General features: G+C 64.2%; 22 protein-coding genes. 10 read left to right on the top strand and 12 right to left on the bottom strand.

What is annotated here, in order from left to right:
• From GBEM_RS08510 to GBEM_RS08460, 11 genes are all read right to left on the bottom strand, one after another.
• On the bottom strand, nt 1-849 hold the full coding sequence (locus GBEM_RS08510) for a substrate-binding domain-containing protein (protein WP_012530127.1): 849 nt from the start codon (nt 847-849) through the stop codon (nt 1-3).
• A gap of 120 nt (nt 850-969) precedes the next feature.
• Nucleotides 970-1785, bottom strand: coding sequence for a TOBE domain-containing protein (locus GBEM_RS08505; protein ID WP_012530126.1), 816 nt, complete (start codon nt 1783-1785; stop codon nt 970-972).
• A 239-nt stretch (nt 1786-2024) separates the two neighbouring features.
• Entirely contained in the window at nt 2025-2798 is a 774-nt protein-coding gene (locus GBEM_RS08500; RefSeq protein ID WP_226373943.1) for a TIGR04290 family methyltransferase, read from the bottom strand.
• A 115-nt stretch (nt 2799-2913) separates the two neighbouring features.
• A complete protein-coding gene (locus GBEM_RS08495; RefSeq protein WP_012530124.1) occupies nt 2914-3969 on the bottom strand; it encodes a CgeB family protein in 1056 nt (351 codons plus the stop codon).
• Entirely contained in the window at nt 3966-5066 is a 1101-nt protein-coding gene (locus GBEM_RS08490; RefSeq protein ID WP_012530123.1) for a CgeB family protein, read from the bottom strand. Before GBEM_RS08490 ends, GBEM_RS08495 begins: the two co-directional genes overlap by 4 nt.
• 18 nt (nt 5067-5084) lie before the next feature.
• Nucleotides 5085-6191, bottom strand: coding sequence for a CgeB family protein (locus GBEM_RS08485; protein ID WP_012530122.1), 1107 nt, complete (start codon nt 6189-6191; stop codon nt 5085-5087).
• 54 nt (nt 6192-6245) lie between these two features.
• Entirely contained in the window at nt 6246-7373 is a 1128-nt protein-coding gene (locus GBEM_RS08480) for a glycosyltransferase family 4 protein (RefSeq protein ID WP_012530121.1), read from the bottom strand.
• Between the two features lie 58 nt (nt 7374-7431).
• Entirely contained in the window at nt 7432-8433 is a 1002-nt protein-coding gene (locus tag GBEM_RS08475; RefSeq protein ID WP_012530120.1) for a Gfo/Idh/MocA family protein, read from the bottom strand.
• 13 nt (nt 8434-8446) lie between these two features.
• The gene (locus GBEM_RS08470; RefSeq protein WP_012530119.1) at nt 8447-9049 is read right to left on the bottom strand and encodes an alcohol dehydrogenase catalytic domain-containing protein; all 603 of its coding nucleotides are present in this window, start codon (nt 9047-9049) and stop codon (nt 8447-8449) included.
• The gene (locus GBEM_RS08465; RefSeq protein ID WP_012530118.1) at nt 9049-11103 is read right to left on the bottom strand and encodes an NAD-dependent epimerase/dehydratase family protein; all 2055 of its coding nucleotides are present in this window, start codon (nt 11101-11103) and stop codon (nt 9049-9051) included. The genes GBEM_RS08470 and GBEM_RS08465 overlap by 1 nt, the downstream gene beginning before the upstream one ends.
• Nucleotides 11100-12221 carry an NAD-dependent epimerase/dehydratase family protein gene (locus GBEM_RS08460; protein WP_012530117.1) on the bottom strand — a complete coding sequence of 374 codons (1122 nt, stop codon included), beginning with the start codon at nt 12219-12221 and terminating at the stop codon, nt 11100-11102. Before GBEM_RS08460 ends, GBEM_RS08465 begins: the two co-directional genes overlap by 4 nt.
• Before the next feature lie 324 nt (nt 12222-12545).
• On the opposite strand from GBEM_RS08460, the gene treZ reads away from it, so the two are divergent.
• Both treZ and GBEM_RS08450 read left to right on the top strand, forming a co-directional pair.
• Nucleotides 12546-14426, top strand: coding sequence for a malto-oligosyltrehalose trehalohydrolase (treZ, locus tag GBEM_RS08455; protein ID WP_012530116.1), 1881 nt, complete (start codon nt 12546-12548; stop codon nt 14424-14426).
• On the top strand, nt 14423-16459 hold the full coding sequence (locus GBEM_RS08450) for an amylo-alpha-1,6-glucosidase (RefSeq protein WP_012530115.1): 2037 nt from the start codon (nt 14423-14425) through the stop codon (nt 16457-16459). Before treZ ends, GBEM_RS08450 begins: the two co-directional genes overlap by 4 nt.
• On the opposite strand, the gene GBEM_RS20350 is transcribed toward GBEM_RS08450, so the two are convergent.
• Nucleotides 16431-16781, bottom strand: coding sequence for a hypothetical protein (locus GBEM_RS20350; protein WP_049762638.1), 351 nt, complete (start codon nt 16779-16781; stop codon nt 16431-16433). The two genes, GBEM_RS08450 and GBEM_RS20350, sit on opposite strands and share 29 nt — an antisense overlap.
• A 46-nt stretch (nt 16782-16827) precedes the next feature.
• Here GBEM_RS20350 and GBEM_RS08445 point away from each other — a divergent pair, with 46 nt between their 5' ends.
• Genes GBEM_RS08445 through GBEM_RS08410 form a run of 8 tightly spaced genes read left to right on the top strand, consistent with a single transcriptional unit; the run spans nt 16828 to nt 21971 of the window.
• On the top strand, nt 16828-17703 hold the full coding sequence (locus GBEM_RS08445; RefSeq protein WP_264175535.1) for a cation:proton antiporter: 876 nt from the start codon (nt 16828-16830) through the stop codon (nt 17701-17703).
• A gap of 9 nt (nt 17704-17712) precedes the next feature.
• Nucleotides 17713-18201 (top strand): Na+/H+ antiporter subunit E, encoded by a 489-nt coding sequence (locus GBEM_RS08440; RefSeq protein ID WP_012530114.1) that lies wholly within the window; start codon nt 17713-17715, stop codon nt 18199-18201.
• Nucleotides 18198-18449, top strand: a complete 252-nt coding sequence (locus tag GBEM_RS08435) for an MrpF/PhaF family protein (RefSeq protein ID WP_012530113.1) — start codon at nt 18198-18200, stop codon at nt 18447-18449. The genes GBEM_RS08440 and GBEM_RS08435 overlap by 4 nt, the downstream gene beginning before the upstream one ends.
• Nucleotides 18446-18805 carry a monovalent cation/H(+) antiporter subunit G gene (locus GBEM_RS08430; protein WP_012530112.1) on the top strand — a complete coding sequence of 120 codons (360 nt, stop codon included), beginning with the start codon at nt 18446-18448 and terminating at the stop codon, nt 18803-18805. Before GBEM_RS08435 ends, GBEM_RS08430 begins: the two co-directional genes overlap by 4 nt.
• 13 nt (nt 18806-18818) lie before the next feature.
• Entirely contained in the window at nt 18819-19061 is a 243-nt protein-coding gene (locus tag GBEM_RS08425) for a hydrogenase subunit MbhD domain-containing protein (RefSeq protein ID WP_012530111.1), read from the top strand.
• Nucleotides 19058-19819: an MnhB domain-containing protein gene (locus GBEM_RS08420; RefSeq protein ID WP_012530110.1), complete on the top strand. Its 762-nt coding sequence runs from the start codon at nt 19058-19060 to the stop codon at nt 19817-19819. Before GBEM_RS08425 ends, GBEM_RS08420 begins: the two co-directional genes overlap by 4 nt.
• The gene (locus GBEM_RS08415; RefSeq protein WP_012530109.1) at nt 19816-20160 is read left to right on the top strand and encodes an NADH-quinone oxidoreductase subunit K; all 345 of its coding nucleotides are present in this window, start codon (nt 19816-19818) and stop codon (nt 20158-20160) included. The genes GBEM_RS08420 and GBEM_RS08415 overlap by 4 nt, the downstream gene beginning before the upstream one ends.
• Nucleotides 20157-21971 carry a complex I subunit 5 family protein gene (locus GBEM_RS08410; protein WP_041262704.1) on the top strand — a complete coding sequence of 605 codons (1815 nt, stop codon included), beginning with the start codon at nt 20157-20159 and terminating at the stop codon, nt 21969-21971. Before GBEM_RS08415 ends, GBEM_RS08410 begins: the two co-directional genes overlap by 4 nt.
• The last annotated feature ends 28 nt before the right edge of the window (nt 21972-21999 follow it).

Here is a 21999-nt window from a genome sequence, read left to right as displayed (position 1 = left end):
TTACTCAGGCTTGCCGGCATCGGCGAAGAAGAGCGGGGAACCGAACTGCTTTTTGCCGAAGGTGCTGATGACGTCCTGGGCTTTCTTGGAGACGATAAAGTCGGAGAAAGCCTTCGCCCCTGCGCTGTTCACCTTGGGCCACTTCGCGGGGTTCACTTCGATGACGTGGTAGATGTTGAGGAGCTTCGGCTCGCCCTGCACCATGATCTCGAGGCCCAGGTGCGCCTTCTTGTTGAGCGCCAGGTAGGTGCCGCGGTCGGCCAGGAGGTAACCCTTCTTCTCGGCGGCGACGTTCAGGGTTTCGCCCATGCCGAGGCCGGTCTGCTGGAACCATTTCTGCCCTTCGGGGTTGATCCCCGCCGCCTTGAAAAGGCCTTTCTCTTTGGCGTGGGTTCCGGAGTTGTCGCCCCTGGAGAGGAAGAGCGCATTGGAAGCTGCGATAGCCTTGAGGGCGTCTGCGGCGGTCTTGGCGCCGCGGATCTTCGCCGGGTCGCCGGCAGGTCCCAGGAGGATGAAGTCGTTGTGCATGACGAGCTTCCCGTTCACGCCGAACCCGCCCGCCATGAACGCCTTTTCAGCCTCAGGCGAGTGGACCAGCAGCACGTCGGCCTCCCCCTTCTCGCCCATCTTCATGGCCTGGCCGCTGCCGACGGAAATGGTCTTGACGAAGTAGCCGGTCTGCTTTTCGAACATGGGAAGCAGCACGTCCAGAAGCCCTGAATCCTGGGTGCTGGTGGTGGTGGCGAGAATCACCGTCTTTTCAGCGGCCCATCCGGAGGGGACCGAGGCTACGGCGGTGAGCACGAAGAGTGCGGCGAACAGGGACATCATCTTGGCGAAACGCTTCATAAACTTTCTCCTTTTTGTCGACATTTCTGTTCTGCATTTGGCTGCGCTGTAGCGCAGGTGATATAACGACGAGCCAGTAAAAAGGGAACAGACGAGGTCCGTTCCCTTCCGCCCCTATTTTTAGCTTACGCCGAGGATGACGCTGGAGGCCTTGAAGAGGGTGCAGGCATGCCCCCCGACCTTGAGCCCGAGGTTGTCGGAACTGCCGTGGGTGATGACGGCGCTGATGGTGTTGCCGCCGCCCACTTCCACGTCGACCTCGGTGGACACGGGCCCTTCGATGATTTTGGCGACCGTGCCGCACATGACGTTGCGAGCGCTGATCTTGGCGCCGTGCAGGTCGCTCCCCACCATCACCGAGCTGGCCTTGATGATGGCGTAGGCGCTTGCGCCCTCTTTAAGGGCAAGGTTCTCGACGGCTGCGTTGGTGACGACCGCAATGAGCGGCGTGCCGCCGCCGGTAAGGGAAAGGGCAACCTCCGAGTTGACGGCCCCCTTGATGATCTTTGTTACCGTTCCTGCCAGGACGTTACGGGCACTAACTTTCATGGATATCCTCCTCAAAAGCCGGTAGAGGCTTGCGGTGTCCCCGAGCCTCCCCTCTAGATTCTCCAGGAATTTCCTGTGCTCTTCCTGGAGTACGCCGTACTGTCTAACCACCTCTTTGCCATATCTGGTGAGGGTGGTCCCGCCCCCACCCTTTCCCCCGGCCACCCGCTCTACCAGCGGCTGGTCGGCGAGATTGTTGATCATGTTGACCAGGTCCCAGGCGTTCTTGTAGCTGATGCCCACCGCCTTGGCCGCCTTGGTGATGGAGCCGACCTCGTCGATGCTTTTCAAGAGGGCAATACGGTCCCCGCCGAGGAATTTCTGCTCGTCCTTTTGAAACCAGAGGGAACCGTCGAGTTCCATGCCGCCCTGCTTCTTCCGGCTCAAATCGCACCTCGTCGTGCCTTCACAGTCAGAATAACCTGTCACTGGGGCCGGACGAATGGCGCCGGCTACCGTATACAACGTCGTTATAGCATAACCTATATGGCGAAAGAAAGCACGTATACGCGCCTTTCATGGAACTTCATGACAGTTGAATAAGGAATAAGAACGTGCATTGAGTATAACCGATAGGGAAATATGTGAAGTGAACAAGTCTTGAGACAGAGGATCGGCGAGATCTGTCAGAGGTCTTCCTTTTCTGCCTGTGTGGCTGAGAGGTATTCGGCCCGGTTCCAGGTGGTCATGCAGGAGGGCTTTTCCGGGTCCGGTTCGCAGAGGTAGATCTCGTCGCCGGGGTGGCCCGTGATGCGCATGCCGGCCGAGCGCAGCAGAGCCTCCACGCCGGCATGGTTGGCAATCCACCAGTTGGTCGGGTCGCCGGCGAAACGGTCTTCTATGAACGCCATTTTCGGCCACCCTTTTTCCAGCAAGGCATCCCTCTCGTTGAGCAGGAAATCAGACTGCCCCGCCACCTCGCGCCCCGGCATGGTTACGGTCTGGAACAGCATCATCCCCGCGGTCTTCTGAGCCACGATGTCGAGCGCCAGCATGGGGTAGCGCAGATGGTAGAAGACTCCCATGAAGAGCACGAGGTCGAATTTGCCGGTGAGGCGCGCCAGGTCGTAGACCTGCATCTGGCGGAAATCCACCAGCCCCTCCAGCCCGTACTGCCCGGCCGCCCATCGCGCCTGCTCCAGGTAGTGCGGGTCGCAGTCGATACCCAGGACCCGTGCCCCCCGCCGCGCCAGCTCGAAACTGTAGAAACCGGCGTTGCAGCCGATGTCGAGCGCGCTCCAGCCGGTGAGATCGTCCGGGATGCTGGAGGCGATTTCGAGCCATTTGAAGCTGGGGAAATCCCCAAGGAAGTGGTCCGGCGCGGTCTCGCTCCCGTCGGGGAGATGCAGGTTGTGGAACCAGGGAGAAAGCTCCCTTATGTCGTCGTCGACAGATCTCATCTTGGTTTCTGGCATACCTTGATACCATCCATTTCACTGATTGATGCAGCTGCCGACATGGTCACTCCACCTTTTCGCCTTCGCTGTTCCGCCTCCCCATCGCACATTGAAGAGGTCACCTGGCGGTCAGATACTCCTCCAACTCTTCCGCCCTGCAGGCGGCGGAATGGGAGCGGAGCACCCTTTGACGCGCGCGTTCGCCGATGGCCCGCCGCTCGTTTTCCGGGAAGCGCTGCAGGATGCGGAGCATCTGCTGGGAATCGGAGGCGAGCAGTATCTCCTCGCCCGGCACGAAGAAATGGTCCAGGCCGGGCCACTGGTCGCTCACCACCGGCACCGCGCAGGACGCCGCCTCGAAAAGCCTGACGCTTGGGGAGTATCCGGCGAGAAGCATCTGCTTCCGGGTCAGGTTCAGGGTGAACCGCTGCGAGCTGTAAAACTCGCTGTGGCACTCCGGCGGGAGGTGCTCGATGCGGTGCGTGTTTTCGGACCAGGCCACGTCGGCGGGGTACTGCGCTCCGGCGACCACGAAGCGCCCTTTCTTCCAGGAGCGCGCCGACCGGCTCAGAAGCTCCTCAAGGCCTAGCTGCCGATCGGGGCTGTAGGTCCCCAGGTATCCCAGGTCCCAGCGCGGCGTGATCTGCATCGGGTAATGCACCTGCGGGTCGACCGAGCAGTAAAGGGCACGGGCCGCCGGGGAGCCGAATTGGCGCTCTATCTGGTCGAGGGTCGGCCCTCCGGTGAAGGAGAGGTAGAGGTCGTAGTGCGGGACCAGCTCCCGGTTCAGGTATCTGCACTCCCCCTTGGCCAGGGAGGCGAGCGTGACCGGTGTGTCGATGTCGTAGAATGCCGTGATCCCCTTGGCGTTTTTCGTCACCCACTTTCCGACCTCGATCCCCTGGTACACGTACGAGCCGACGATGACGCAATCGGCGTCGCAGATCTCCGGGCCGTACTCTCCCAGGAGCGTTTCCAGCGAGTCGTAGAGTATGGTGTTGCAAAAGGAGGGCTCGGGGAGGTCGCGATTGGCGGCGTACCACTTGGCGTCGCGCTCGAAAAACTGCACCTCGTGGCCGCGCCGGTCCATCTCGCGCAGAAGGCCGCGGTAGGTGGTGGCGTGGCCGTTACCCCAGGACGAGGTGATCGAAAGGCCGAAGATTACGATCTTCATGGCATCCCCCCGGTATACGGCTTCCCGGCTGAAAAGATCTCCTGGAACTGTCGGGCGCGGTGGGCGTAGGTATGCTGCGCCCGCACCCGGGTCAGGGCCCGCGAACCGACCGCCGCGGCCAGCGCCGGAGTGAGACGGTCCAGGATCTCCGCCACCTCGTCGCCGCTGGCGGCGACGTAGATCTCGCGCTCCGGCTCGAAGAACTGCTCCACCCCTTCCCACTGGTCGGTGATCATGCAGGCGCCGGCACCGGCTGCCTCGAAGACACGGGTCGCCGGCGAGAAGCCGTTTCTCGCCATGCCGTCGCGGCTCACGTTCAGTATCGCCATGGGACTGCAGTTGAAGGCGTTATGGTCGGCGGTCCCCACATGCCCCAGGTACTTCACGTTGCCGGACCTCTCCTTGTCGTCCCAGCCGCTTCCGGCCAGAAGGAAGCGGCGCTCCGGCAGACGCTTCGCCACGGCGAGGAAGAATTCGTCGACCCGCCGCTCCCGGTCGGGGAGCCGGTTCCCCAAAAAGGAGAGGTCTGCCTCCAGGCGCGGCTCGGAGTGCACCGGGAAGTGGGTATCCGGGTCGAGCGCGTTGTAGATGGGAATGCAGCTGCGCGCGCCGAAGCTTTTGTAGCGGCGGACGATTGGGTCGCCGCCGCCATAGGTGAGGACGAGATCGTACTGGGGGATCAGCGCACGGAAGGGATCGTCCGAGTCTTCGGCGATACGCTCCAGGGTGGCAGGCGCGTCCACGTCCCAGAAGACGACCTGGGTCCCCTCCCCCTTGAGCCGCAGCACCTCGCGCTCCAAAAGTTCGTCGAAGACGCCGACGCCGCTCGCCTTGATGACCAGGTCCGAACCCTTCGCCGCCTCCAGCGAGCGCATCACCCCCGACTCGGTGGCCGGGTAGACCACCACCGTGGCCCAGTCTGGGTCTTCCATATCCCGGTGCGACTGCCGTTCGTAGGCGTCCGGTTCGTAAAAGACGATGCGGTGCCCAAGCCCTGCCAGGGCCCTGACCATGCCGCGGTAATAGGTGGCGGCGCCGTTCCAGTAGGCGGAAACAAGACTCGATGCGAAGAAGGCGATGGATAGTGGTGCGCCCATTGTCATTCCTTTTCTAGTTCATGATTCATCTGCGGGAAGCCCCAGCTCCCTGCAGATCTGCAAAAGCTCGTCTATGCGGTGGCCGCAGGTGTGCCGCGCCAGGATGGTGCCGCGGCCGTGGCAGGCCAACCTGCCGGCGCGGGCGGTATCGTCCAGCAAGGCGCACATCTGCCGCTGCATCTCCTCGCCGCTGCCGGCGTAGACGAAATCGCGGTCGGGGGAAAAGAGCGCGTCGCAGTCGTCCCATGGGGCCGAAATGAGCGGGATGCCGCAGGCCAGCGCCTCGAAGGGGCGGATAGTCGGGATCCCCGGAAGCGCCGTGACGTAGGGTCGACGCGGGATGTGGACGGTGAGCCGGAAGCTGCTGAAGACCCTCGGCACTTCGAAGTTGGGGAGCCAGCCGCCGTAGCCGATCCCCGCTTCCTGCAAAAGTTTCAGCGCGGGCTTCGGGTAGCGGACCCCGTATACCGCCGCTTTCAGCCCCAGCCGCCGCACCGGTTCCACGAAGAACTCGCGGATTTCTTCGCTCCTCTCGTCGTCCTCCCAGTTGCCGATCCAGACCACGTCCCCCGCCTTCTGCGCTCCCTCGACTGGTCGAAAGACCCGGACGTCGGCGGCCTCGTGCCAGATCCAGACCCGTTCCGCCCACCCCTTTTGCAGGTAGATCTCCCTGATCCTGCCGCCGTAGGCCAAAACGCCGTCGAAGCCGGAGAGGTCGTAGGCGTCCATGGCGCCGGCGTCGGTGACCGAGCGGTGATGGGTATCGTGAAAGAGCAGGCGGTAATTACCGTTTTTTTTGCGGTGCTCTCCGATCCTGTGCACCAGCTCGTGCTCGTTCCATTCGTGCACGATGACGAGATCTGCCCCGGCAAGCGCCTTATGGAGGTCAAGCTTATCGAGCTCGTAAGGAATCCCCGAAAGGCCGGGATACACCTCCTCGAAGCGCCGCAGGGCGTTCACCCCTTTTTCGCGCAAAAGGTTGCTGTAGCTCCAACCGTTCCTGGGTTCGTAGACGCGGACCTCGTGCCCCCTCTGGCCCAATTCGGTCGCAACCCCGCGCAGGAAGTGGGCGTTGCCGTGGTTCCAGTCCGAGACCAGGGAGTGATAAAACATGACGACACGCATCGGGCAATCCTCTGGTTGTCCCCCTCCCCCAGCAAGGGTCGGGGCGGGGGAAGGTCAGCTTACCCGGCACAACTGGCGGTACAGCGACAGGTAACCCGCCACCATCTTGGCCGCGGTGAATTTGCGGCTTTGCGCCAGCGCCTTGTTCCCCAGGCTCTCCTGCCTCGCGCGGTCGGCGCAGAGCCGGCAGAGTTCCTCCTGGAGCAGGTCTGGGGAATCCGGGTCCACGAAGATCGCGGCGCCGTCCCACAGTTCGCGTAGGCTCGGGATGTCGCCAAGCACCAGGGCGCAGCCGGAGAGCGCCGCCTCCAGCACGGTGAGGCCGAAAGGCTCGTAGCGCGCCGGCAGCGCGTAGACCGAGGCCGCCGCGTACCAGGGGGCCAGTTCGTCGGGCGAGAGGAAACCGAGCCGGTTCACCCCGCCCATGGTCACGCTCCCCCCGCCGGGGTGGTTGATCTCGCCCGCTACGTACACCGGCCAGGGGAGGTCGCAGGCATTTTTTACCAGGGCGCCGATGTTCTTCGCCTCGTCCCAGACCCTCCCTACTGAAAGGATGAAATCCTCCTTGTGCCCGGGGCGGAACCTGGTGCGGCTGCGGGCGTTATGAACCACCCTCCCCTCGGGAAGGGGGAGGTACAGCGTCTGGATGTTCCGAAGCATGGCGGCCGAAGGGGCCGCGACGAGGTCGGCGGCGGCGAGTCCCTGCGCCACCCGCTGCCGGTATTGCTGGTATCTGGAGGGGAGATCCTCCCGTCGCACCGCCTGCCACCAGGAGAGGAGGCAGGAGTGGGCGACCACGAGGCAGGGGCTCTGCCATGGGAGCGCGGCGTGGGCGTAGCCGTTCAGGTGCACCAGGTCCGGGCGCAGGCGGTCCTCCAGCTCCAGGAGCCAGGCCCCGCTTAGCTCCACGTCGGCCCAGGGGTCGTCCATCCACTCCAGCCGATAGCCGCTTTCATACAGGGTAACGTTCCCTTCGTCCGCCACCTCGCGCCGCTGCTCCTGGGAAAGGGGCTGCCCCATGGTGGCGAGAGCCACCTCCACGCCGAACACCGAAAGGCCGCGCGCAAGCTCCAGCACGTAGGTCCAGACGCCGCCGATGGTATCCGCGGTCATCAGGATCAGTCGGGGCGGAGCCGAGACGCCCCCCTCGTCGCACCCTTTTTTGTAATCCGTCTCGGTCATAGCAACTGCCGTCCTCCTGCTCTCTCTCCTCCCCCTCCGGGGGCGGGGACTCAAGCGGCTACCTGCCGTAGGCCGCGTCCAGTACCGCCGCCACCTGGACCAGGTTTTCCGCCTGGGGGTTGTAGCTCCCTCCCCCGGTCCTCAACTGACGCACCCAGTCCACGGCGCACCTCCCCCCCCAGTCGTCCGGCGGGGTGGCGATGGTCTCTGCGCTGGTGCCTCGGAAACGTTCGGCGACGAAATCGTAGAAGGAGCCCTGGACGTTCCGGAAGGCGACCCCTCCCTGGGTCCCGTAGAAACTCGACTCGATCACCGCGTCCCGCCCGGCGGAGACGTTCCAGGAGCAGGCCACCCGCACCGCGTGCCCGTTTTCCAGCACCAGCGAGACGACGGCGTAGTCCTCGACCTTGCCGGATCCCCCCTTGAGCCTTTCGCCGCCCGAGAAGATGGAGCTGGAGACGCTACGGACCTGGGGGTAGTCGAAAAACCAGAGGGCGAGATCGACCAGGTGGCTCCCGAGATCCATGAGGCACCCCCCGCCCGATAGTTCGGCGTCGTAGAACCATGCCTTGTCCGGGCCGTAGGCGTTATGGAAGACGAGGTCGGCGGCGTAGACCTCGCCGAGTTCGCCGGAGCCGACCAGTTCGTGCATCTTCCGGACGGCATCGGTGAAACGGTAGGAGAAGTCGACGCCCAAGAGGCGATTGGCCGCCCGGGCCGTGTCCACCACCATCTGCGCCTCATAGGCGCTCCTGCCCAGAGGCTTCTGGCAAAATACCGAGAGACCCGCCTCCAGCGCCCTTACCGCCTGGGAGCAGTGCCCCGCGCTGGGTGTGGCGATCACCACCGCGTCGAGCCCAAGCTCAAGAAGCGCGTCCAGCGAGTCGACTACCAAGGCGCCGGGGGCGAGCTTTGCCGCGTCGCTGGCATTTTCCCGGCAGACGTCGGCGATGCATGCTACCTCGGCTTCTTTGCTTTCCAGTATCGCCTTCAGGCGATGGCGACCGATCCAGCCGGTCCCCAGGAAGCCTATTCTCGGGAGTGGTTGCTTTTTCTTCATCGCTTCCCCTTTTTTAATGATCGATGCGGACGATCCCTTTCAGGAAGCCGTCCGGCCGCTGGTCCAGCGCCCGGTACGCTTCCCCCAGATGCTCCAGCGCATAGGTGTGGGTGATCAGCTCGTCGAGGGCAAAAAGGCCGGCATCGACGGCCTCGATGCCGGCCAGCATCCCCTCCAGGTACACCTTGGGGTCGCGCTCGTGGGCGTTGATCACGTCCACCCCCTTCCAGTTCCAGAGCTGGACGTTCACCTGGCGCATGCCGTCCTGGTGGAACCCGGCGATGACGATCTTTCCACGCTCGCGCACCAGTTCGCCGGCGACGTCGAGCGGCCACTGGTACCCGGTCGCCTCGATGACCCGGTCGCCGACGGCTATCCCTTCCACCCCCTCCCCCAGCCGATGCACCCTCCCCCACCCCTCGTGCCCGGGGGAGCCGGGCTGCGCGGGATAGTTGAACCAGAACCTTCCCTGCCAAAGCGGGAGGTTGGAGGCGCAGACGCCGCAACCCTCCACCCGCACCACTACTTCCCCCCTGCCGGCCGCAGGGCGCGCCACCTGTTCTACCCGCGACCGCCCAGGACCGGTGATTACCGCAGCATCCATCACATCGCTCATCAGATCGCCTCCGCCCCCGTCGCCGGGTAGCTTTGCTTGTCGAAGCTCCCGGCGCCGCGCGCCGGCGAGTGCATCGTTTCCAGGAGCCAGTCGTACAGCCTGCGCACCCCCTCGGCCACCGAATGCCGCGGCGTCCATCCGGTAGCCTTGCAGAACTTCCTGGTGTCGGAGACGTAGTACCTCTGGTCCCCGGTGCGCCAGTCGTCGCGCAGTATGGTGGGAAGGGTGCCGTGCAGATCGCGCAACAGATCCAAAAGCTCCAAGAGGCTTATGGTGCGAGCGGGGCCGCCGCCGATGTTGAAGGCCTGGCCGGCTATGCGCGGCATGATGTCCCGCGCCCGGCACATGGCGTCCACCAGGTCCTCGACGAAGAGGAGATCCCGGATTTGGCAGCCGTCCCCGTAGAGGGTGATGGGCTCCCCTTTCATGGTCTGTATGGCGAAGTGCGCCACCCACCCCTGTTCCTCGGTGCCGTACTGGTGCGGGCCGTAGATGCAGCTCATCCGGAAGACCGCGGCGTCGATGCCGAAGCTGCGGGCGTAGTCCAGGACATATTGGTCGGCGCATCCCTTGGAGCAGCCGTAGGGGCTCAGGAAATCGAGCGTGGTCCCTTCTCCCAGCCCGTGGGAGCGGAGCTGCGGGTCGAGCGGCTCGTAGCGCACCCCGTTTTTCCGGACGCCGCACCCCTCGATGGCCCCGTACACCTTGTTGGTGGAGGTGTAGAGAAGCGAAGGAGGGGTCTTCGCCTTGCGGATCGCCTCCAGGAGCGAGAAGGTCCCCTGGACGTTGATGGCGAAGTCGTTGGCGGGGTTGTCGATACTGCTGGAGACCGCTACCTGGGCCGCGAAGTGGAAGACCTGTTTCGCCTCACTTACCGCCTGCTCCAGAAGGAGAGAGTTGCGGGTGTCCCCTATCACCACCTGCAGCCTTTCGCCGCAGTTGTCCATGAGCCAGAGGAGATTCTTCTCGACCCCTGCGCGGGAGAGGTTGTCGTAGAGGATCACCCTCTCCCCCTGCGCCACCAGGTGCTGCACCAGGTTGGTCCCGATGAACCCGGCCCCCCCGGTGACGAGCACCGCCTTTTCGGTCCCGCCGCTGTCTGCCCTCGCGGCGCTCCCAGCGGCTACCACGCGCTTCAGGGAGGAAAGCGTCCCCTCCTGGAGCAGGCGGTAGAGGAGCTTGGGCGTTGCGTCCGCCTTCCTCAAGCCGAAAAAGTACTCGCGCTCGTCCAGATGGTAGCGGTCCACCGCGGAAAGCGAGGGATCGAGATCGTCCACGCCGTACCAGTAGACGCGCTGCGCCGGGGCGGCGAGAAAATCGAGGAAGACCTTGGCCTGCTTGAACTCGTCGTGCTGCCAGGTGGAGAAGCCCGCCTCGGTGACCCAGATCTCGCAGGCGCACTCCTTCTCGTCGAGGATCTCCCGCACCATGGCGATGTTGCGCTGCCACCCCTTCCAGGTGTAATCGAAGATGTCCGGGAAACCGTGGATTCCCACCACGTCGATGTAATCCATCACCCCCAGCTCGAACATCCGGCAGAGCCAGTGGCCGTCGATGGGGCTCATCCCCCCGAGGACGGTCTTCTTGCCGCGCTTTCTGACCCAGTAGGCCGCCCCGCCGATCATCTCCCCGAAGGAGGTCCAGTGCGGGTCCAGGGTCCAGTCCCACTCGCTCAGGTTGTTAGGCTCGTTCCAGAGCTCCAGGTACTCGAAATGCTCCCCGAAGGCGGTGACGAAAAGGTCGATGAAGTCGGCGTAATCCTTGGGACGACGCGGGGGGGATGAGGTCTTCGCCTCGATCCCGATGGAGGGGGGGGTGTAAAGCACGCAAGGGAGCAGCTCCACCTCCCGCGCCAGCCGCGGGATGAGCCAGTCGTACCACCTCTTCCCCTCGCTCGTGTACCAGTCCGCCCAGGAGATCCCGGTCCTGAGGCTCTTGGCGCCGATCGCCTTCATGTCGGAAAGGACCCGTTCCACCCGTTCCCGCTCGCCCGGCCGGAACCACTCCACTATGCCGAAGTGCTCCGGTACCGCTTCACTGGTCGCCCTTTTCATAGCGTCAACCCCCGCTGGGTGAGTTCGGCATGCGCCTCGGAGACACGGTCTATGGCGACCTCCCCTTCCAGCCAGCCGGCCAGTTCGGCAAGCCCATCGTCGAAGGAGATCCTCGGGGCGTATCCCAGGACGGAGCGGGCGGAGCTTATGTCCGCGAAGCAGTGCCTGATGTCGCCGGCCCGGTAGTTGCCGGTGATCTCCGGCTCGATCCCGTCGCAGTTGAGCACCCGGCGGAAGCGCTGCAGCACCTCGAGGACGCTGACGTTGGCGCCGCTGCCGATGTTGAAGAACTGCGCCTGCTGCTGGTCCACCTGGAGCGCGAGCCGGCAGGCCGTCACCACGTCGTGCACGCTGACGAAGTCCCTCTGCTGCAGCCCGTCCTCGTAGATGCGCGGCGGGTTGCCGTTCATGAGCCTGGAGGCGAAGATGGCGAGCACCCCGGTGTAGGGGTTGGAGAGCGCCTGCCTGGTGCCGTAGACGTTGAAAAAGCGCAGGGCGATCACCGGGATGCGGTAACATTCCCCGACGATGAGCGCCATCCGCTCCTGGTCGTACTTGGATAGGGCGTAGACCGAGGCGAGCGACGGCGACTTGTCCTCAGGGGTTGCCACCGGGCGCAGCGGCTCGCTCCTGCGGTTGAACGGCTCCCAGCGCCCCCGCTGCAACTGCTCCAAGGGACGCCGGACGTCGTCGTAGCAAAGCCCGTCGGCGTCCAGGTAGCGCCCCTCGCCGTAGATGCTCATGCTTGAGGCGACGATCAGCTTGCGATGCCCCTTGGCGTGGGCCATCGCCTCCAGGAGCACCGCAGTCCCGCAGTTGTTGACGGAGGTGTACTGCTCGATCTCGTACATGCTCTGGCCGACGCCCACCATGGAGGCCAGGTGAAAGACCGCCTCGGTCCCGGCAAGCGCCCTCTGCACGGCGGCCGCGTCCCGCACGTCCCCCTTGATCAGCTCGACCTCCGGATCCAGATAGCCGGGTCGCCTCCCGTCCGGTCCATGCACCTGCAGCACCAGGCTGTCCAAAACGCGGACGCGGTAACCGTGACGAAGAAGCTCATCTGCCAGGTGAGATCCAATGAATCCGGCTCCACCCGTGATTAGAACGCTCCCTGCCATAAGGCCCTCCTTGGCTTGACGGGATATGCTGCAGGCCATTTATCTAATTAGCACCAAGTTAATCGTTTTAAATTAATAGAAGCCAATACTAGCAGTGTGACTTTTCATGTCAAACGTTTTTTGCTGCTGTTAATGCAAAATCACCCAATAACTTGGCAGACATTGGCAGCGCCACCCTATCTTCTCGCGGTCTTCCGCTTCGAAGCCGCTTCAATGTTCATGAAAGTCTTGGATGAGCGACAAGAAACCGGCAGGTGCGGTTTTAAAATTTGCGAACTATGTTATTTTTAGAGCCTGTTAATTTTAATAAGACCGGAGGTAGCGATGACTGCGCTACAAAGACGGCTGGCCATGGGAGCGGAGATTGTCCCGGAAGGTGTCCACTTCCGAGTTTGGGCCCCGGCGCACAGGAAGGTGGAGGTGGTGCTGGAGGGAGGGGCCGGCCAGGGGAGTTCGGTGGAGCTGGAATCGGAAGAGGAAGGTTTTTTTGCCGGATTAAGCCGCGAGGCGCGGGCGGGGTCGTTGTACCGCTATCGGCTGGACGAGGCAATGAACCTCCACCCCGATCCCGCCTCGCGCTTCCAGCCCGACGGTCCGCACGGCCCCTCGCAGGTGGTCGACCCTTCCAAATACAGGTGGAGCGATGGCGAATGGCCCGGGGTCGTGCGCGAGGGGCACGTGATCTACGAGATGCACCTGGGGACCTATACCCAGGAAGGGAGTTGGCGGGCGGCGGCGGAGCAGCTCCAGGAACTGAAGGAGTTGGGGATCACCCTGGTAGAGGTGATGCCGGTGGCGGATTTCCCCGGCAGGTTCGGCTGGGGGTACGACGGGGTGAACCACTTCGCCCCCACGAGGCTTTACGGCGAGCCGGACGACATGCGCAGCTTCGTGGACAAGGCCCACCGCCTGGGGCTCGGAGTGTTGCTGGACGTGGTCTACAACCACTTCGGCCCGGAAGGGAACTACCTGGCCCAGTTCTCCCAGTACTACTACGCGGAAGAGGACGGCGAATGGGGCAAGGCGATGAACTTCGACGGCAGGCGCAGCCGCCCGGTAAGGGAGTTCTTCGCCAGCAACGCCGCCTACTGGATCGACGAGTTCCACCTGGACGGCCTGCGCTTCGACGCCACCCACGCCATTCACGACGACTCCCCCATCCACGTCCTGGGGGAGATCACCGAAAAGGCGCGGATAGCCGCCGGCAGGCGCGCCATCTTACTAGTGGCCGAGAGCGAGAACCAGGACGCGCGCTGCCTGCGCGATAAGGAAGCTGGCGGCTTCGGCATGGACGCGGTCTGGAACGACGACTTCCACCACAGCGCCTACGTGGCGCTCACCGGCTACCACGACGCCTACTACTCGGAATACTTCGGCTCGCCGCAGGAGCTGGCCTCGGCGGCCAAGTGGGGCTACCTGTACCAGGGGCAGTTCTACTTCTGGCAGGGGAAAAGGCGCGGCTCCCCAACCATCGGCGTGAGCCCTGCCTGCTTCGTCAACTACATCCAAAACCACGACCAGATCGGCAACTCCGCCTGGGGGATGAGGATCGACCGGCTCACGAACCCTGCGGCGCTCCGGACCATGACGGCGTTCCTGATGCTCGCCCCGCAGACCCCGATGATCTTCCAGGGGCAGGAGTTTTCCGCAAGCTCTCCATTTATGTACTTCGCGGACCTGAGCCCGGAGATCTCGCAGGCGGTGCACGCCGGCCGAATCGAGTACCTGAAGCAGTTCACCAACATAGACGCCCCGGAGATCATCGACACGATAGACAAGCCGTACGAGGTGAAGACCTTCGAGCAGTCGCGGCTCCACTTAAAGGAGCGCGAGCGGCACGCGAAGACCTACGCGCTCTACCGCGACCTGATCCGGCTGCGGCGCGAGGACCGGGTCTTCAGCCGCGGCTATGCCTGCCATATCGAGGGGGCGGTGCTGGGGGCGAGCGCCTTTTTGCTCCGCTATTTCCTGAAGGGGGACCAGCGCCTGCTCCTGATCAACCTGGGGCGCGAGCTGCACCTGGTGCCGATCCCGGAGCCTATGCTGGCGCCGCCGGAGGGATGCGACTGGGAGATCCTGTGGACCAGCGAGAAGCTGGAATTCGGCGGCTCGGGAACGCCGAAGCTCGACACGGAGAAATTTTGGCGCATACAGGGGAATGCGGCGGTGGTGCTGATTCCGGTCCGCCAGGGAGAAGAGCCATGACCACAGTGACACGCGACTTCCATTTCGACCGGCATGACGAGAAGACCAAGACGCGGCAGCTCCTGGAGCAGGAGTGGCTTCTCACCAACGGCCTGGGAGGCTACGCCTCCGGCACCGTCTGCGGCGCCCTCACCCGCCGCTATCACGGGCTTCTCATCGCAGCCTATCCCTCGCCGCTTGGGCGCATGGTGATGCTGAACCGGCTCACCGAGTCGATCCGCTTCCCCGACGGGAGCACGGTCCGCTTCGGAGGCGACCAGAGGGAGGGGGGACTCGATTACGAGGGGATCGAGTACCTGACCGGGTTCCGCCTGGAAGACGGGCTCCCGGTCTGGCGCTACGAGTTCATGGGGAGCGTGATCGAGAAGCAGCTGGTAATGGTGCACAAGCAGAACACGGTGCACCTGATCTACCGGCTCCTCTCCGGCGAGCAGAAGGTGAGGCTCAAACTGCAGCCCTATCTGCAGTTCCGCCCGCACGACGCCTCGGTGGACCAGGTGACCGACGACCCGTACATGTTCACCGCGGTGCAAAACCGCTACCAGATCTCCACTGGAAGCCATGCGCCGCAGTTAAGGCTCGTGATCAACGGGGGACGCGGCAACTTTACCCTGGAGGAGAAGCAGAGCACCGACATCTTCTACGACGTGGAAAACGCCCGCGGCTACGACGCCCTGGGAACGCTCTGGACCGCAGGCTACTTCGCGGTCGACCTGGGGATGGATCAGGAGGCGGCGCTGACCGCCTCCACGGAAACCTGGGAAACCCTGGCCGCCCTCCCTCCCGAGGCGGCGCTCGCCATGGAAAGGGAGCGGCGCCGGCTTATCCTGGCCGCGGCGGACCCCAGGGCCCGCCAGGGGCTCGCGGCAGAGCTCGTCCTTGCCACGGACCAGTTCATCATCACCCCGGCCGGCAGGCACAAGGACAGCGTGCGCGCTCACGCCATGGGGGACGAAGTCTGCACCGTGATCGCCGGCTACCACTGGTTCACCGACTGGGGACGCGACACCATGATCTCGCTGGAGGGGCTCACCCTTGCCACCGGGCGCCACATGGAGGCGGGATGGATCCTTAGGACCTTCGCCCACTACGTGAGAAACGGGCTGATACCGAACCTCTTCCCGGAGGGGCACAACGACGGGCTCTACCACACCGCCGACGCGAGCCTCTGGTTCTTCCACGCCGTCAACAGGTATCTGCAGCACACCGGGGACGACGCGACGCTGCAGTTGATCATGCCCCAGCTGCGGCATATCATCGACAAGCACCTCTCCGGCACCAGCTTCGGCATCAGGGTGGACCCAAGCGACGGGCTACTCACGCAGGGGGCCGAGGGGTACCAGCTCACCTGGATGGACGCCAAGGTAGGGGACTGGGTGGTGACCCCGCGCCGGGGGAAGGCGGTGGAGCTGAACGCCCTCTGGTACAACGCGCTCAGGTTGATGCAGCAGTGGACCGAGCAAAACGACCCCGCCTACTCGCGCCAGTTGGGCTCCTTTGCCGACCAGACCTGCCGCTCCTTCAACAGCCGCTTCTGGTATGCCGAGGGGGGCTACCTGTACGACGTGGTGGACGGCGAATTGGGGGACGACAGCGCCTGCCGCCCCAACCAGCTCTTCGCCATCTCGCTCGAACACTCGGTGCTGGAGCGTGACAAGTGGTCCCCGGTGCTGGAGACGGTGAGAACAAGGCTGCTCACCCCGGTCGGGCTCCGCACGCTCGCCCCCGGGCACCCCGACTACAAACCTACCTACCACGGCGACCTGAGGGCCCGCGACGCCGCCTACCACCAGGGAACCGTCTGGCCTTGGCTGATCGGGACCTTCGTCGACTCCTGGCTGAAGCTCTACCCCGACCAGGTCCAGACCGCGCACAGCTTCCTGGACGGGCTGGCGCGCCAGATGAACCACCAGTGCATAGGCTCCATCAGCGAGATCTTCGACGCGGAAAAGCCCTACCACCCCAAGGGGTGCATCGCCCAGGCCTGGAGTGTCGCCGAGATGCTCAGGTGCTGGTTGAAGACCTCGCCCTGAGAGCGGCAGCATGGGGTTCTTTCAAATCGCAGCACTCCTCACCACGCTGACGGCCGCCTTCGCCTATATCAATCACCGTTACCTCAAGCTCCCGGTGACGGTGGGGCTCATGCTGCAGAGCCTGCTCTTTTCCCTGCTGCTCGCCTTTTCCCTGCGTCTCGGGCTCGACGTGATGACCCCCGCGCTGCAGGTGATGACCCGGATCGACTTCGACGTCCTCTTCCTGCAGGGGCTCCTGAGTTTTCTCATCTTTGCCGGTGCCCTCTTCGTCAAGGTCGAGGAAGTTTTGAACGTGAAGTTGAGCATCGCCCTGTTCGCCCATCGCCGGGGTGCTGGTCTCCGCCGGGGTTATCGGCGGCTCTTTCTACTTGCTCGCCAGGCTGCTCGCTCTCAACCTGGAGCTCTCGCACTGCCTGCTCCTGGGGGCCATCATGTCCCCCACCGACCCGGTCGCCGTCCTTCCCACCCTGCGCAGCCTGGGGATCCCGGACCGGCTGAACGCCTGGATCGCCGGGGAGGCACTCTTCAACGACGGCATCGGCATCGTGCTCTTCGTGGCCCTCCTGGGGATGGCGCGCAGCGGCGGGAAACCGCAGTTGACCCAGCTGGGCGCCGCGTTCGCGCAGCAGGCGGTGGGAGGAATTATCTTCGGCGCGCTCCTTGGGTGGGCCGGGTACCTCCTCATCAAGAGCGTGGACAACTACCGGCTGGAGATATTGATCACGCTGGCGCTCGTTACCGGCGGCTATTCGCTGGCCCAGAACTTCGGCGTCTCAGGGCCGCTCGCCATGGTGATGACCGGGCTTCTCATCGGCGGGCGGGGGAGAAAGCTCGCCATGTCCGAGCACACCCGGGACCATTTGGACCAGTTCTGGGACCTGGTGGAGAAGTACCTGAACGCCATCCTGTTCACCTTGATCGGCCTGGAGGTCCTGGTGTTGAGCAGCAGGCTTTCGCTGGTCCAGCTCTTGACCGGGGTGCTGTCCATCCCGCTGGTGCTCCTGGGAAGGTTCCTGTCGGTGCTGGCGGTGGGTGCGTTTGTGAGGCTGCGCGAGCCGTTCTCGCTGCGGGACGCCTGGATCATGACCTGGAGCGGCCTCAGGGGGGGGATCGCCGTCGCGCTCGCCATGTCCCTGCCGCGCGGGATGGGGCTCGGCACCCTGGTGATCACCAGCTATATCGTGGTCCTTTTTTCCATCCTGGTGCAGGGGCCGACGCTCAAGTACCTGGTAAAGCGGGCCTGAGGGGGAAGCATGTTCTTTAAGGACGGCATCGTATTCGCGCTCTGCGCCTGGCTCCTATTTCTCGGGCTCTACCTTCTCATGGCGGGGAAAACCGACGGGAGCGAATTGGCGGCAGGCGCCTTCGCGGCGACCGTCACCCTCTTTCTCGTCAGCATGCTGCGGGAGCGCTTTAAAAAGCCCCTGCGCATCAAGCCGCGCTGGCTTTGGCTTCTTTGGCGCGTGCCGGTGGCCATGCTGACCGAAACCTGGCAGCTGCTGGTAGCCCTTTGCCGGGCACTGGCCGGCAAACCTGTGGAGGGGGAGCTCATCGAGTACCCTTTCCCCGGGCCCGATGACCGCCACGAGTCGGCGCGCCGCGCCGTGATGACCTTCGGCGTCTGCATCACCCCGAACAGTTACCTGGTCTATGTCGACCGGGAGCAAAAGCGGGTGCTGATCCGGCAACTGGTGGGGAAAGAGCTGTCTAAAATCGACCGGCTCTTCGTGGAGCTCCCATGAACCTCTGGCTGATTGCGGCATTGGTCCTTCTCTTGTTGATGGCCCCCTGCGGCTGGTTCTGCTGCAAGGGGGAGATCATGGAGCGTTTCGTCGCCCTGCAGATGGCGCAGATCCTGGCCGTATTGACGCTGCTCCTTCTGGCCGAGGGGTACGGCCGCGACATCTACTTCGACCTCGCCCTGGTGCTGGCGACCCTCTCCTTTGCCTCCGGGCTCGTCTACATCCGCTTCCTGGAGCGCTGGCTGTGACCCCGGACGTCTCAGCAAGCCCCGCGGCCCTAGCGCTCCTTTTGCCGGCGCTTTTCATCTGCGCCTTCTGCTGCCTGGCCCTGGCGGTAATGAAGGGGTTCTACGTGAAGCTGCACTACCTGGCTCCCCCCGCCGTCCTGGCAGGGGTCCTGGTGGCGGCAGCCATTGCATTTGAGGAAGGAATGGGAGCCAACGCGGTCAAGGCGGGGCTGGTGCTCCTGGTGCTCTTGATCGGAAACCCGGTCATCACCTTCGCGGCGGCGCGCGCCTACCACCTGCGGCAGGTCTCCCGGCAAGAGGCCGAGGATGGAAAGCGTGAGGAGGAGGCGCAAAAGGACGGGGCAGATGGTCCCTAAAAAGGAGTAGCGCATGGACCCGCTATTAACGGTGGCATTCGTGATGGTGGCGTTAGCCGGATGGGCTGTGGTGGCGGTGCGGGACCCGCTGGAGCAGTCGATCGTGGTCGGTTTCTTCGGGCTTTTGCTGAGCCTATTGTTCACCCTGCTCCAGGCGCCTGACGTAGCGCTTTCCGAGATGGTGGTCGGCGCCGTCGCCGTTCCGCTGATGGTACTGATAACGGTAGCGAAGACCCGCTCCGGGAGGAAGCAATGAGCGAACGGTTCCGCATCATGCTCTACCTCGTTTCGGCGCTGGCCTTCGCGGCGGCGCTAGGCGCCGCATTCGCCGGGCTCCCGGAATTCGGCGCCTATTCCGGCGCCTACGGCCCCCTGGTGCTGGAAAGCATGCAGGGGATGCGGCACACCCAGCAGGGCGTTGCGGCGGTGACCTTCGACTACCGCGGCTTCGATACGCTGGGGGAGGAGTTCATGCTCTTCGCCGCGGTGGCAGGCGCCCTCCTTCTTTTGCGCCGGCAGGAATCGGAGCGCTTCCGGGAACCCAAGGACCAGGCAAGCGACCGCGCCGGCATTGAACCGGCACCGGCTATCCTGGGGCTCGGCCTGTTGATGTTTCCTTTTACGCTGCTCCTGGGGATCTACGTGGTGCTGCACGGGCACCTCACTCCGGGGGGCGGGTTCCAGGGAGGCGTTTTGCTGGCGACGGCCTTCTACTACGTCTATCTGAGCGGGGAGTACGGCGACCTTCTTGAGGTCGCCGCCGGCGACACCGTGGCACGGTTCGAGGCCGCGGGTGCGGCGGGGTTCCTCCTCCTGGGGACGGTCCCGCTCTTCGCGGCGCGTCCGTATCTGCAGAACGTGCTGCCGCTGGGAAACTTGGGGGAACTCTTCTCCGCAGGGACGCTCCCGCTTTTGAACTGCGCAGTGGGGATCGAGGTGACCGCCGCCTTTCTCCTGGTGATCTCGGCCTTTCTGAGGCAGGTACTCTTGATACGAAAGGGGAAACATTCATGAACATGCTCCCGTTCCTTGTCGCACTCTGGCTCCTCCTGGTCGGGCTTTACGGGGTTTCGACCACGATAAACAGCATCCACCTGGTCAGTTCCCTCTTCGTGGCCCAGTCTTCGGGCTATCTGCTCCTCCTCTCCCTGGGGTACCTCAAGGGGGGGACCGCCCCCATACTGGACCAGGTGCCGCTCGGTTCGCGGCCGGTCGATCCGGTGGTGCAGGCGCTGACCATGACCGACGTCGTCGTGGGAGCGGCCGTCTCCGCCCTGATCCTCGCCTGTGCGCTGCAGGCCTTCAAAAAGAGCGGGACGCTCGACCCCAGGCGTACCCCGCCCATGAGGGGATGACCGTGGAACTCGCCCCCTTTCCCGTTCTGGCTCCGCTTTTTTTGGCGGCGGTTTTGGCGGCGCTGGAGCATGCGACCAACCGGCACCGGATCCTCGACCTCCTCTCTTTGGCCACCGTCGCGGCCGTGCTGGTCCTGGACCTGCTCCTTTTGAAACGCTCCCTCTCCGGCACCGTAGTCTACTGGTTCGGCGCCTGGACTCCGATGCAAGGCTTTCCCGTAGGGATCGCCTTCGTCGTGGATCCGGTCGCCGCCCTCCTCGCCCTTTTCGCGGCTTTTCTCACCGCCATGGGATTTCTCTATTCCTGGCACCGTTTCAAGGCGATCGGCACCTACTATCACACGCTCATGCTCCTTTTCCTCGCCTCCATGCAGGGCTTCTGCCTCACCGGCGACCTCTTCAACATGTTCGTCTTCTTCGAGATGATGGGGGTCACCGCCTATGCGCTCACCGGGTACAAGATCGAGGACAGCGGCCCCTTGGAAGGAGCGCTCAACTTCGCCGTGATGAACAGCATCGGCGGCTTGATGGTCCTCTTCGGGATCGGCCTCCTTTACGGCATCACCGGCGGGCTCAACCTCGCCTGGGCCGGCGCGTTCCTTGAGGGAAAAGCGGGAGGGGCAACTGTCGCTGCGGCCTTCCTACTCTTAAGCCTGGGGTTCCTGGTGAAGGGGGCCATCGTCCCCTTTCATTTCTGGCTTCCCGACGCCCATGCCGTCGCCCCTACCCCCGCCTCCGTCCTTTTCTCCGGCATCATGGTGCAGCTGGGGCTCTACGCGGTGGCGCGCATCTACTGGGTCGTCTTCAGCGACGCGCTCGACCCCGCCCCCTTGCGGCTCCTGTTGCTGTCTGCTGGTGCCGCTACGGCCGTTTTGGGAGCCGTCATGGCACTCCTGCAACGGCACCTGAAACGGATGCTCGCCTTCTCCACGGTAAGCCACAGCGGGATGATGCTGACCGGGATCGCCCTCATGGACCCGTCCGCCCTCGCCGGGACCCTCCTCTACCTGGTCGGGCACGGGGCGGTCAAGGGGGCCCTCTTCGTCTGCACCGGGATCATCCTCTATCACTACAATTCGGTGGACGAGGAGACCCTGCGCGGCAAGTGCCTCCCCCTGAAGGCGACCGGCGCCCTCTTCTGCCTTTGCGGCGTAGCTCTCGCCGGGCTCCCCCCCTTCGGGACCTGGGCCGGAAAGGGAGTGCTGGAGCAGAGCGCCGAGAGCCTCGGCTACGGGTGGCTCCCCCCCCTGTTCCTGATCTGCTCAGCCATCACGGGCGGGGTGGTGCTGCGCGCCGGGGGAAGCCTTTTCTACGGCGTAGGCTCTGCCAACTTCCTCTCCAGTTCGGCCCCGTCCTCGGGTAAAAAGGAGGAACCGGAGGCTTTCGAGGAGAAAGGGGCGACACCGAGGATGATGCTCCTTCCCCTGGTCCTATTGATTGTGGTCGCAGTCGGGGCCGGGGCCTTGCCGCAGGTGCAGAGTTCCCTTGCAGAAGGAGCAGCGAGGCTCGCGGATGGGAAAGGGTACCGGGCTACGGTGCTAAAGGGCGGGGCTTACGCTGCGGCAGCGCTGCCGCAACCCGACCGACCGGATTTGGCAATGGGAGTGGCTGCGGCCCTCGCGGCGCTAGCCGTGGCGGGAATTTTTCTGGCCCCGCCGGACGCGGTGCGGCCGCTGAGGGGCCTGCGGCGCGCGCTCGAAGGACCGGTAGCGCTCTTAAGATCCCTGCACAGCGGCTACATCGGGGACTACACCGCCTGGTTTCTGGCAGGGGCCGCAGTCATGACGCTTTTCGCCATATTGTCGCAATGAGCTATCAGAGGCTTTTTGCGTTGATTAA

It is taken from the genome of Citrifermentans bemidjiense Bem (genome assembly GCF_000020725.1).
GTDB classification, from domain to species: Bacteria; Desulfobacterota; Desulfuromonadia; order Geobacterales; family Geobacteraceae; genus Geomonas; species Geomonas bemidjiensis.
This window is presented reverse-complemented; position numbering and strand designations above follow the sequence as displayed.

Bases quoted from the DNA above. Each gene is read 5' to 3' on its own strand.
- GBEM_RS08510 (WP_012530127.1), bottom strand. From the start codon at position 849: ATGAAGCGTTTCGCCAAGATGATGTCCCTGTTCGCCGCACTCTTCGTG.
- GBEM_RS08500 (WP_226373943.1), bottom strand. From the start codon at position 2,798: ATGAGATCTGTCGACGACGACATAAGGGAGCTTTCTCCCTGGTTCCAC.
- GBEM_RS08495 (WP_012530124.1), bottom strand. From the start codon at position 3,969: ATGAAGATCGTAATCTTCGGCCTTTCGATCACCTCGTCCTGGGGTAAC.
- GBEM_RS08490 (WP_012530123.1), bottom strand. From the start codon at position 5,066: ATGGGCGCACCACTATCCATCGCCTTCTTCGCATCGAGTCTTGTTTCC.
- GBEM_RS08485 (WP_012530122.1), bottom strand. From the start codon at position 6,191: ATGCGTGTCGTCATGTTTTATCACTCCCTGGTCTCGGACTGGAACCAC.
- GBEM_RS08480 (WP_012530121.1), bottom strand. From the start codon at position 7,373: ATGACCGAGACGGATTACAAAAAAGGGTGCGACGAGGGGGGCGTCTCG.
- GBEM_RS08475 (WP_012530120.1), bottom strand. From the start codon at position 8,433: ATGAAGAAAAAGCAACCACTCCCGAGAATAGGCTTCCTGGGGACCGGC.
- GBEM_RS08470 (WP_012530119.1), bottom strand. From the start codon at position 9,049: ATGAGCGATGTGATGGATGCTGCGGTAATCACCGGTCCTGGGCGGTCG.
- GBEM_RS08465 (WP_012530118.1), bottom strand. From the start codon at position 11,103: ATGAAAAGGGCGACCAGTGAAGCGGTACCGGAGCACTTCGGCATAGTG.
- GBEM_RS08460 (WP_012530117.1), bottom strand. From the start codon at position 12,221: ATGGCAGGGAGCGTTCTAATCACGGGTGGAGCCGGATTCATTGGATCT.
- treZ (WP_012530116.1), top strand. From the start codon at position 12,546: ATGACTGCGCTACAAAGACGGCTGGCCATGGGAGCGGAGATTGTCCCG.
- GBEM_RS08450 (WP_012530115.1), top strand. From the start codon at position 14,423: ATGACCACAGTGACACGCGACTTCCATTTCGACCGGCATGACGAGAAG.
- GBEM_RS20350 (WP_049762638.1), bottom strand. From the start codon at position 16,781: ATGGGCGAACAGGGCGATGCTCAACTTCACGTTCAAAACTTCCTCGAC.
- GBEM_RS08440 (WP_012530114.1), top strand. From the start codon at position 17,713: ATGTTCTTTAAGGACGGCATCGTATTCGCGCTCTGCGCCTGGCTCCTA.
- GBEM_RS08435 (WP_012530113.1), top strand. From the start codon at position 18,198: ATGAACCTCTGGCTGATTGCGGCATTGGTCCTTCTCTTGTTGATGGCC.
- GBEM_RS08425 (WP_012530111.1), top strand. From the start codon at position 18,819: ATGGACCCGCTATTAACGGTGGCATTCGTGATGGTGGCGTTAGCCGGA.
- GBEM_RS08420 (WP_012530110.1), top strand. From the start codon at position 19,058: ATGAGCGAACGGTTCCGCATCATGCTCTACCTCGTTTCGGCGCTGGCC.
- GBEM_RS08415 (WP_012530109.1), top strand. From the start codon at position 19,816: ATGAACATGCTCCCGTTCCTTGTCGCACTCTGGCTCCTCCTGGTCGGG.
- GBEM_RS08410 (WP_041262704.1), top strand. From the start codon at position 20,157: ATGACCGTGGAACTCGCCCCCTTTCCCGTTCTGGCTCCGCTTTTTTTG.